Raw genomic sequence first — 11503 nt, forward strand, 5'->3', positions numbered from 1 at the left:
TTGCGTAAATGATAGCAGTCTGAGTATGGTGCAGTTGGTCATATGCGTCATCGTTACTGCCTGCCGATGTGGTTTCAATCGGTAATACAGCATAATCGGCTTCGTTGGTTTCTACCTTTCTAATGATCTCTAAAAAACTTTGACAGCCTATTTCAAGTAATTCACCAGGACGCCTAGAAAAATATGTTTGTGTGGCTAAATAACTATAGGAACCTTTATCACCTAAAAAAGCGACACGATTGAGTGGCAAGCTACTGCCAGGATTAGCTCTTGCAGCTAATAATGCTTGTTGATTCAGCACTGAATCTTCAATAATTACATGAAACAATTGTGTGACGTAATGTGCGTCGAGTCCGTGTTTTTTACCTTCTTTTATCAATCTAAGAAGTAATTGCTCCTCGCGTTTTTGATCTCGCACAGGAATTTGGTTTTTGATTTTTGTTTCAGCGACTTGATTAGTAAATTGTTGTCTTTTGGCTAAAAAAGACAACAGGTGCGTGTCAAGCTCAGTGATTTTGACTCTAAGTTCTTCTAATTCTAATGATGACATGATGTCCACTTGTTGTTCCGAAAAAACTCCCATCGGGGAGATTTTAGAATTATATTATGGGTAGATCTTATATTAAATCGAATAATGATAAAGGTTAAGATGTTTTAGAATTTATAAAGACACTACTTATATGTCAATGATTTAATTAAACATAATTTTCTAGTTTTTATAAATAATGAATAACGTTAGGTTCTAGGATTATTTTCCGAGTAACGAGGCTAACATTGCGCGAACTTCATTAACTTCAAAGGGTTTATCACACAGAGCATTAACGCCTGTTTGGTGGATATTTGCCATATGCAGACTAGAGCTTGATTCACTGGTTACCATGATAATGGGTATATGTGCTGTTTCAGAATTAAAACGAATAAATTCAGATAGCTCCCTACCGTCCATTTCAGGCATATTATAATCAGTGACGACTAGATCAAATAAGTTATCTTTTAAAATAGTGAGTGCTTGTGCACCGTTTTCGGACTCTATAATTTTTTGTAGCCCCAAACTATTTAATACCCTGCGAATATGATTTCGCGAAAGTTTACTATCATCAACCAATAAAACTCTTACATCATGAACGTCAAATAGCTCTAAATCTAATTCATCCGAATTAATCAAATCAAGTGAGGCTTTTAAAGCTTTTGCTAAGTTTTCTGGTGTAAAAGGTTTGGGTAAAATAGCAGCCACACCAGCTTGTTTAAACTCTTCCAGTTTCTCTAAACGATTTTCACTAGAGACTAACATAAATGGTGTAGAGGCAAGGAAGTCATCATTCTTAATTTGTTTTATGATGTCGAGTCCCGTTCCATCTTCAAAATACATGGCGCTAACAACCAAATCTGCACCGTGCTTATTTATTGCTTGTATTGCTTGTTCAACACTGCTGACAGGTTCTACTTGATGGATATTCGCAGCGGCTAACTGTTTTATGATAATTTTTCTTTGTGTATCAGATGGTTCGGCTAATATAATACCAACTTCTGATAAGGCGAGACGATGCATCAATACTCCTAATTTTGATTGCGGATGGTTATTAACCCCCGGCTAGTTTCACATTATGGCCTAGTTGCTCAAGGGTTGCTTTGATTTTATTGCGGTTGTCACCTTGAATTTCAATAATACCGTTTTTCAACGCACCACCTGTACCACACATTTTTTTCAGTTGACTACATAATTCTTTTAACTCTTTTTCGGGAAAGTCTACCCCCGTTACTGTTGTCATACCTTTACCTTTACGGCCCTTGGTTTCAAGACGTAAACGAACAATACCATCTGTTTTTGTCGATGTTCTAGTCGGTTCTTTATTTTGAATGCGGCCAGTTTGAGTACTGTATACCAATCTATTTTCACTCATATATATCTTGTACCCTATTGATGCTTAATGGATAAAAATACATTCTAATAAAAAAAAGTGATTCTTTGTAGGCAAAGCTATAAAAATATTATTTAATAACATTAACTTAGAAAACTGACTTATAAAAGTAATCGCTAAAATTTTGCTTGTCAAACAGGGGTAATACATGAGTTTAGATAGAAAATTTTCTGCTGATGGTAAAGAATTAACCATACATCTAGGACAAAAATTTGATTTTGAAAAAGTGCGAGATTTTCGCCTTGCTTATTCAGAGGGTATTGAAGAAGTAAATAGTATTATTATAAACTTACAAAAAACAGAGTACATGGACAGCTCTGCTTTAGGCATGTTGTTAAATATGCAAAAAAGTTTAAGTTCTACAGTGACCACATTCAAAATAAGTCATTGTCAGTCGCAAGTGATAAAAATTCTCAAAATTGCTCGTTTTGACAAAAAATTCGTAATCGAATAGTTTGCCTTAACTTATCATGCGTATTTTAGTCGTTGACGACGACGCAATAAATCGTTTTTTACTCATAAATATGCTTGAGCAACAGGGGTATTTGGATACCTTTGAAGCCGAAGACGGATTAGTTGCAGTAGAACTAGCACAGCGCTTAAAACCTGATCTTGTATTGCTTGATGTTGTGATGCCAAAAATGGACGGTCACCAAGTTGCTACAATACTCAAAAAGTTAACTGGCGATATTTATTTACCTATTATTTTTATCACAGCAGTTGACGATGAAGAGTCACTAGCAAGATGTTTGGAGGCAGGAGGCGATGATTTTGTTTCAAAACCCGTTAATAAAGTTATTTTGACTGCAAAAATCCGTGTCCATGCCCGTACTCGATTATTAAGTAAAAAAGCTGCTGAACAAAATAAACAGCTTTATTTTTATCAAAACTCTACAGAACGCGAGCATAAGATAGTTGAACATATTTTTGCCAATGCACTGTCTGTGGATAAATCATTTACTCAATATCTGGATTATTGCTTAAATCCTGCCAGTAATTTTAATGGTGATTTGTTTTTAGCCAGCGCAAGTCCAACAGGGGGCATGTATTTTTTAATCGGTGACTTTACAGGTCATGGTTTAGCCTCTGCCATCGGCGCATTACCTGTCTCACAGGCTTTTCAAACGATGTCGAGAAAAGGTCTTTCTTTAATGGAGATGGCTGAAACCATTAACCAAACCTTATTGATGTTACTTCCAGATGATATGTTTTTTGCTGCGGCAATTGTTGAAATTAATAATACTGGAAAACAGATAGATGTTTGGAATGGTGGGATGCCTAACCTATTATTACAAGACGCTAGTGGTAAAATAATGAAACGGCTTGTATCTCGGCATATGTCTCTTGGAATATTGGAGGCTAATGAATTTGAGTCTGATACTGAACGCTATGAAATGAAATTTGGTGACAGATTAGTGGCTTTTAGTGATGGTATAGTTGAACTTGAAAATCAAAATAAAGACATGCTAGGAGATGATGGCATTGAAAATTGGCTAAGCGGTCAGCCTGATATCAGTGTCCAAGAAATAATTGGCAAAGCCACAGAATATTTAGGCTCAATAAAGCGTAAAGACGATATTACTATTGTGATATTCACCAGTCAGCCATTCGAACCTATGGTTCATAAATATATGGCATCTAAAATTCCAATTAAAATTATTATTGAATTGGATGCTGAACATATCAAATTAGCAGATCCTGTTGTGGATTTGGTTAATGTTATGACCAACCAATTAGGCTTACATAGTATTCATTCTGATCTGTTTACGGTATTAAGTGAGCTATACAATAACGCACTAGAACATGGTGTCTTAGAACTAGATTCAGCCTTAAAACAATCAGAAGATGGTTTTTTTGCGTACTATGCCCTTCGTGAAGAAAAACTTTCAGTTTTGACCAGTGCACGGATTATTATTTCTGCACATTATCACCCTGATGAAAAAACATTGGCAATCCGTATAATAGACTCAGGAACAGGCTTTAAACATAAACATATGTTAAATCTCGATAATGTTGAAAAAAGTTATGGCCGAGGCATTTCACTTGTCAAGGAACTGAGTGATTCTGTTACGTACGGCAATAATGGCAATACGGTCGATGTAGTGTTTAAAATTTAATGATTTAATAATCAAATAAAGGTACAAATTATTTTGCAGAAAATCAAAATCAGAGTGGCGGAAAAATGTGATTTGGCATCATTGGTTAAATTTAATCAGTTGATGGCATGGGAAACTGAACAAAAAAAATTAGATGAAAGTGTATTATGTAAAGGTGTGGCTGCGTTAATTGTGGACCACAATAAAGGTTTTTATTTAGTTGCAGAACAAGACAATAACGTGGTCGGCAGCTTGATGGTAACTACAGAGTGGAGTGATTGGCGTAATGGTGTCTTTTGGTGGGTGCAAAGCGTTTATATCTCACCTGATTTCAGGAGACAAGGGGTCTATGCCCAGTTGTATGCTGAAGTAAAGATTTTAGCTGAGCAACAACAAAATGTATGTGGCTTTAGGTTGTACGTAGAAAAAGAAAACCTTATTGCTCAGAAAACGTATGAGTCGTTGGGCATGGAGCAAAGCCATTACCTTATGTATGAAGAATAAATTGTTATTGAGAATAATTCTCAATTAGATTAACATAATTCTCTTGTCTTCAAATCTACCTGTAAATAGTAGGACTTTTCCCTTGAAAAATTTCATTTGTTTTGTATTTGTTGTGGTGACAATGGTGTCTCCAATTGTTATGGCTGAGCAAGTTAATTTATATTCAGCTCGGAAGGAAGCGTTGATCAAACCTTTGTTAGATAAATTTACCCAAGAAACGGGTATTTCGGTCAATCTAGTGACTGGCAACGCTGATAACCTGATCACACGTCTAAAGAGTGAAGGTAAGTATAGTCCTGCAGATTTATTGTTAACAACAGATGTGGGACGTTTATACCGTGCTAAACAGCAAGACTTAACCCAAGAGATTGCCACATCAGAAGCCATTTCATTATTGCCAAATAATCTTCGCGATGAGCAAGGGCATTGGCTGGGTTTATCATTACGTGCTAGGCCTTTGATGGTGTCTGTCGATAGAGTCGATTTTAAAACACTTACCAACCTAGAAGACTTAGTTAGCTCAGAGTGGAAAGGACGAGTGTGCATTCGTAGTTCGAGTAATATTTATAACCAATCCATGGTGGCAGCATTGATTGCTCAGTTAGGTGAGTCAGATGCACAAGAGTGGGTGAACGGCTTAGTTAATAATTTTGCACGCTCTCCGCAAGGCGGAGACAGAGACCAAATTAAAGCCGTTGCTTCAGGCATGTGTGATGTAGCTATAGCCAATACTTATTATCTTGCAGGTATGTTGAGTTCTGAAGATACAACAACTCAAGAGCAAGCAAAAAAAATAAAAGTTATTTGGCCGAATCAAGCCGACCGTGGTGTGCACATCAATATTTCTGGCGTCGCTTTGACTAAAAATGCTCCAAACAAGGATGCTGCAATCAAGTTAATTGACTTTTTACTGAGTAAGGAGTCGCAGTTGTGGTATTCCACGGCCAACCATGAATACCCAGTTCTGGCTGATATCGCTTGGAGTGAATTACTGCAGTCATTTGGTAGATTCAAAACTGAAGACGTTCCCCTGAGCCGACTCGGCGAATTAAATGCGGAAGCCGTTCAAATGATGGACCGTGCTGGGTGGAAATAAGTCTACACAGATACACTTTAATTTTTTTCAAGTAACTTAATTTATGAAGTTTTCAAACTGGTTTACTAGCTGGTTCAATTTTTGGTATGTCGGTATTGTTGTAGGCTGCTTTATTCTGGCTGCTCCAATTGGCTTAGTTTTTGTCAGTGTTTGTTTTCCACTAATTGGTATTTGGCATCAAATATACACAGCTATTATAATTGATCATATTGTTAATTCATTAGCGTTAGCTTTTGGTGTAGGTGTTTTAGTCATTATAATTGGTACTGCTTTAGCATGGTGTATCGCTAGATATGAATTTACAGGTCGCAAACAATTACAATGGTTAATCTTATTACCAATGGCGATGCCTGCATACATCATTGCCTATACTTATACAGGTTTTTTGGACTTTGCAGGTCCAGTACAGACCTTATTAAGGGAAACATTTGGTTGGCAATATGGTGATTATTATTTCCCTGATATTCGTACGTTATCAGGCGCTATTATTATGTTGTCTTTGGTATTGTACCCTTATGTATATATGTTGGCTAAGACTGCTTTCAGTGAACAACCCGCTAGCCTTGAAGAAGCATCACGAAGCTTAGGCGTGTCAGCCAGTAAACATTTGTTTAAAGTAGTGTTACCGTTAGCTCGCCCTGCTATTTTGATGGGGGCCGCGTTGGCAATGATGGAGGCCTTTGCAGACTATGGCACGGTACAATATTTTGGCTTGAGTACTTTTACCACAGGTATTTTTAGAACGTGGTTTGGATTAGGGAACGGAATTGCTGCGGCACAATTAGCCGCCATGCTAACCAGTTTTGTAGTGCTGTTGCTTGTTATTGAATATTTGTCTAGACGTAAAATTCGCTATTATTTTCAAGGACAAAAACCGCAACAAATTAACAGGCAAAAATTAACAGGTAGTAGTGCGTTTTGGGTGCCGTTTATATGTGTGATACCTGTGCTTTTTGGTTTTATATTACCTGTCATACAATTATTCAACTGGGCGTCAAAAACTTATTCTAAGCAGCTAAACAGCGAATTTTGGCTGTTGCTGTGGAATAGTTTTTACTTAGCTGCTATTGCTGCCATCACTGCTGTGACATTGGCACTTCTGTTTGCCTACGGTAAACGTCTAAATCCTAGTAAAACCATTCGATTTCTTGTTGGTGTGGTGAGTTTGGGGTATGCAGTACCCGGAACAGTGATTGCTATTGGAGCAATGATTTCGCTAAGCTGGATCGATATAAAAATAAATATGCTCACTGAGGGATGGTTTGACGTCAGTGTTGGTTTAGTCTTATCAGGCTCATTGTTTGCATTAGTTTTGGTTTATAGTAGTCGTTTTCTTGCTGTTGCTATGCATAACATAGATACAGGCCTTGCTAGAGTGAAGCCCAGTATGGATGATGCTGCTCGTTCTTTGGGCCATAAACCTTTGCAAATTCTGAGAACGATACATGTGCCTTTGATGAAAACCAGTGTACTGAGTGCTTTGTTGTTAGTATTTGTAGATGTGTTAAAAGAACTACCCGCTACTTTAATCCTCCGTCCATTTAACTTTAATACCTTGGCAGTAAAAGCATTTGAACTTGCATCAGACGAACGTTTAATGGATGCAGCGCTACCTGCTTTAGCCATTGTCAGTGTGGGTATATTACCTGTTATTTTGTTGACTATGTTGATGGATAAGCCCAGTGAAAATAGTAAACAATCCAATTAAGGAACTTATGTTAACTCTCAATAATGTATCTGTTGCTTACCAAAAAATTGAAGCTGTTCAAGACGTTTCTTTTGAATTAGGTGTGGGGCAAATTGGTTGTTTATTAGGGCCATCAGGATGCGGTAAAACCTCTGTTTTAAGAGCTATCGCTGGTTTTGAAATGCTATCTGCCGGACAAATTTACTTACGTGATAAGTTGGTTAGTGCTAAAAATAGTCTCGTAGAACCTGAAAAACGTCGAATAGCCGTGGTGTTTCAAGACTACGCATTATTTCCTCATTTAACGGTTGCGCAAAACATTGCTTTTGGTTTACACACGCAAACCAATTCACAAAAGCTTGAGCGTGTAACAGAATTACTGATACTTGTAGGATTACCAGGTTACAACAGAAGATATCCTCATGCCTTATCTGGAGGTCAGCAACAACGTGTGGCGTTGGCAAGGGCTTTAGCCGCTAAACCTGATTTACTCTTATTAGATGAACCCTTTTCAAGTTTAGATACGGAATTAAGAGATGAGCTTGCAAAAGAGCTGCGCTCAATTTTGAAACACGAAAAAACCACTGCACTTATGGTCACTCACGATCAGAATGAAGCGTTTGCTATGGCGGATGTGATTGGCGTGATTAATAAAGGGCGTTTATTACAATGGACAGATGCCTACACTCTTTATCATCGGCCGATTAATCGTTTTGTGGCAAAATTTATTGGCGATGGTGTGTTTTTGTCTGCAACGGTTGATAACGACAATAAGTTGAACAGCGCTTTAGGTGTGTTTTCCATCAACTCTGCGAGCGGGTTTAAGTCAGGTGAAAAAGTCGTTTTTTTAGTTCGCCCAGACGACATCATCCATGATGATGAGAGTAAAACTTTAGCTAAGGTGTTGAACAGAGCGTTTCAAGGATCTCATATTTTATATCAATTGGAAGTACAACACGTTGGTCGCGCTAAGGTATTGTGCTTGGCACTGAGTCATCATGACCATCAACTAAATGAACTTATTGGTATTCGTTTTGATTTAGAGCATCTTATAGTATTTGCAGATAACGGTGATTACTCATGAAAATCGCAGTCATAGGCGCAGGATTTACCGGCTGTTTGTTGGCCAATTTTCTTGATTCACCTGACATAGAAGTCAGCATTTTTGAAAAATCACGTGGCTGTGGTGGTCGAGCGAGTACAAAACAAACTGACTGGGGACAATGTGATTTAGGCGCATCTATTGTGCATGCTCAAAAAGCAGATTTCATCGACTTTATGCAAGGTCTGTGTGATCAAAAACTTGCCAGTAAATGGCCAAAAAATATATTTGTCTCGCAGCATAATACGCTTACTAATCAAACGTTAGAAAATTTTATCAGTGAAAAAGTGCATTATGTTTTTAACAGCAAAATGAATGCTGTATGCCGTCATTGGATAAAAAATACCAAATTGTATACCAACAATTTAATTAGCCAAATTCGTTATGTAGATGATAAGGGATGGCAACTAAAATCGAATGAAGTTTGGCATGCAGAATGGTTTGATAAAGTAGTATTAACTGCGCCTTGGCCACAAACTCAAGTAATAATCGAACAATCTGAATTGCAAATGATTTTGCCAGAGTCATCGCAATCTTGGACAAGTTGTTGGTCAATTGGCATAAAATTAGAACACCCAGAAAAATTAGATATACCTGACATAGATTTAGTGTATCTAAAAGCTCAATCCATACAGATGTTAATACGAGACTCAGCCAAACCATTGCGACCTTTACCTCTTGAGTCCACAGGTCATAGTGAAATATGGGTGGCACAACTTGATAACAAACTGTCAGATGAATTAGGCAAGCAGGGCAAAGAAAAGGCAGTATCTGTTGCCACTGAAGGGATTTGTGAGTTGTTTAATATACCAGAAAAATCAGTTTCGAATATCTATGCACATTATTGGGGCTTTGCAAAACCTGGTGATGATCAAAAGTCACTAGGCATACTGAGTCAGCAAAAACGTGGGTTATATGTCGGAGGCGATTGGAGTTTCGGTGCTTCTATTGAATCAGCATTTGAAGCTGCATTAACGATTAGCCACTCAATAATAACGGATGAGTAAAACAATATGCTTTCTCACTCAGTCAGGGCAAGATTGTTTATTGGATAATATTTCATACCACATACACTGATGTCTTACACAGCGTCCATACCTGTATTAATGCAATTAATAAAAACCATAAAAGAGTTCGAAACTTAAAGACAAGTTTTGGCTAATGGGAATATCTTAATAGAGATTTTTAAATTTATTACACAATCAAGCGATGTATTGTCAAGAGTAAAAAAAGGTAATGAACTTGTGCTGTGCAGCTATACGGTTTCCTATTTATTACGAACCAAATTAATTAGCTAGGTATGATGCGTATCTAACCGATAAAAAATTACCACTTGCTATTTACCGTATTGTTTTACCCAAGAGTTAGGCTTGAGAACATCAACTGCTAATCAATATCTAAAAAAAGTTATACAATTTTACAAGTATGTGGATTACAACAATTGAGCAGATTAGTTACCTCTGTGTTAAGAGTTAATAAGAAATAATAAGAGTCAAAAAGCCCAATGAATTTTCAGCGCATATCGAGAAAAGTGGTGGTGTTAAGACCTTTTTGTTGTCCTGTAAAAACAAGCACCTTTCTTTTTAATTTTTTAAATCTAGAATATGTTAAAGAGCTACTAGGCAGCATCAATAACGAAATTCTCAATTTAATCATTCGGTTTTGCCTGCTAACAGGCATTCAAAGAGAATAAATCCTATCCTTCCCGTTACATCTATTTTGTTAATTAACTACTACAACCAGCTATTTAATTACAGTCAGATTAATACAACAGCGCGTCGTCATTAAAGGAGACGAAGGGCAAACGATCGTTATCCCAGTTCATTAATGACCGACTTATGCAGCTAAGCAAATAATCAAGGTACATTAAAATAACTCAATCAGGCATTCTGCGTTAGCAACTATTCCATACTGAAATTGAGCTGTATTGAAATAAGTGTGGGACAGACCTTAATAAGGCCTACAGCAGCTTGAGGTTTAACTTTAATGAAGCATCACTTGAGCCGGTGAACCTGCGAAGCTCACATCAATACAATACTGGGTTCTGTGCTTTGAAACTAAGCTTATTCAAACTTGTTTGAAAGTGTTCTGCAATTTGTTAAATACGATTATCATAAAAAATCAGTATTTATACCTATTTACCAATTTATTAAATTAAATAAACTTAGATTAGACTAACGTACCCCTAAATTTTTTTCGATGACAATGTTATCTCATCGCATGAGATGATCACCAACATGGAGTGAAACGAAAAACTTACTCCATGTTGATCTTTAAAATCCTGATTATTTTAGAACTGTAATAAATTAATGTAGATTAACTTTGAGTATCGAACGAATGAAGACTAGCGAGAAAGATCTAAAACTTGCCAATATAGAACTGGCTTTTCAAAATAAAGAAAAGGATAAGCGAGCAGCTGAATTAGTCATTGCCAAAGAAGAAAAAAGTAAGCGAGCAGCTGAATTAGTTATTGCGAACAAAGAACTTGCCTTTCAAAATAAAGAGAAAGATAAGCGAGCAAATGAGTTAGTTCTTGCAAACATAGAACTTGCCTTTCAAAACAAAGAAAAAGATAAGCGAGCTTACGAGTTAACTCTTGCCAACGAAGAAAAAGAAAAACGTGCTGATGAATTAAAACAAATATTGCTGAAATTGGAAGAAAGGGTCAAAGAACGTACCCTTAATTTGCAGAAAACTCATGAACAACTGCTTCATGCTGAAAAAATGAGTTCTATCGGTAGATTATCAGCATCCATTGCGCATGAATTCAATAACCCTTTACAAGGTGTCACAAATATTATTCAAGGCGTCAAAAAAAGAGCCGATTTGGATATTGATGATTCAGAATTAATGGACTTGGCATTAAAGGAATGTCATCGAATGAGAGATCTTGTAAAAAGCCTACAGGTCTTTAACCGTCAGACAACAAGTATAAAAGCATCCGTGGATATTCATGCCACCCTTGATAATATTCTTATGCTCAGCAAGAAAGAATTTGCAACAAGGAAAGTTTCAATAACTAAAAAGTACATTGACAATCTACCACAAATAACTGTTGTCTCCGACCAGTTAAAACAAGTATTCCTCAACATGCTAAGT

General features: G+C 36.9%; 11 protein-coding genes. 8 read left to right on the plus strand and 3 right to left on the minus strand.

Annotated elements, in window-relative coordinates; genetic code table 11:
• From QZ562_RS15955 to QZ562_RS15965, 3 genes are all read right to left on the minus strand, one after another.
• Positions 1-550 (minus strand): chorismate mutase (locus QZ562_RS15955; protein WP_293762204.1); only part of this gene is annotated, 550 nt, incomplete at its 3' end.
• A 198-nt stretch (positions 551-748) separates the two neighbouring features.
• The gene (locus QZ562_RS15960) at positions 749-1549 is read right to left on the minus strand and encodes a response regulator (RefSeq protein ID WP_293762207.1); all 801 of its coding nucleotides are present in this window, start codon (positions 1547-1549) and stop codon (positions 749-751) included.
• Between the two features lie 31 nt (positions 1550-1580).
• Entirely contained in the window at positions 1581-1901 is a 321-nt protein-coding gene (locus QZ562_RS15965) for a stress response translation initiation inhibitor YciH (RefSeq protein ID WP_363315373.1), read from the minus strand.
• Positions 1902-2067: 166 nt separating this feature from the next.
• Between QZ562_RS15965 and QZ562_RS15970 the strand changes: the two genes are divergently transcribed.
• The 8 genes from QZ562_RS15970 to QZ562_RS16005 form a co-directional block, all read left to right on the plus strand.
• A complete protein-coding gene (locus QZ562_RS15970; protein WP_293762210.1) occupies positions 2068-2373 on the plus strand; it encodes an STAS domain-containing protein in 306 nt (101 codons plus the stop codon).
• Positions 2374-2389: 16 nt separating this feature from the next.
• Positions 2390-4036, plus strand: coding sequence for a fused response regulator/phosphatase (locus tag QZ562_RS15975; RefSeq protein ID WP_293762213.1), 1647 nt, complete (start codon positions 2390-2392; stop codon positions 4034-4036).
• Between the two features lie 33 nt (positions 4037-4069).
• Positions 4070-4519, plus strand: coding sequence for a GNAT family N-acetyltransferase (locus QZ562_RS15980; protein WP_293762215.1), 450 nt, complete (start codon positions 4070-4072; stop codon positions 4517-4519).
• A gap of 82 nt (positions 4520-4601) precedes the next feature.
• On the plus strand, positions 4602-5615 hold the full coding sequence (locus QZ562_RS15985) for an extracellular solute-binding protein (protein ID WP_293762218.1): 1014 nt from the start codon (positions 4602-4604) through the stop codon (positions 5613-5615).
• A gap of 43 nt (positions 5616-5658) precedes the next feature.
• On the plus strand, positions 5659-7323 hold the full coding sequence (locus QZ562_RS15990) for an iron ABC transporter permease (protein ID WP_293762221.1): 1665 nt from the start codon (positions 5659-5661) through the stop codon (positions 7321-7323).
• A 7-nt stretch (positions 7324-7330) separates the two neighbouring features.
• Complete coding sequence (locus tag QZ562_RS15995; RefSeq protein WP_293762232.1) at positions 7331-8386, plus strand: ABC transporter ATP-binding protein; 1056 nt, start codon at positions 7331-7333, stop codon at positions 8384-8386.
• Positions 8383-9411 carry an NAD(P)-binding protein gene (locus tag QZ562_RS16000; protein ID WP_293762224.1) on the plus strand — a complete coding sequence of 343 codons (1029 nt, stop codon included), beginning with the start codon at positions 8383-8385 and terminating at the stop codon, positions 9409-9411. The genes QZ562_RS15995 and QZ562_RS16000 overlap by 4 nt, the downstream gene beginning before the upstream one ends.
• A gap of 1330 nt (positions 9412-10741) precedes the next feature.
• A partial coding sequence (locus QZ562_RS16005) for a histidine kinase dimerization/phospho-acceptor domain-containing protein (protein ID WP_293762227.1) occupies positions 10742-11503 on the plus strand: 762 nt, incomplete at its 3' end.

The organism is uncultured Paraglaciecola sp., assembly GCF_913058035.1.
Taxonomy (GTDB): domain Bacteria; phylum Pseudomonadota; class Gammaproteobacteria; order Enterobacterales; family Alteromonadaceae; genus Paraglaciecola.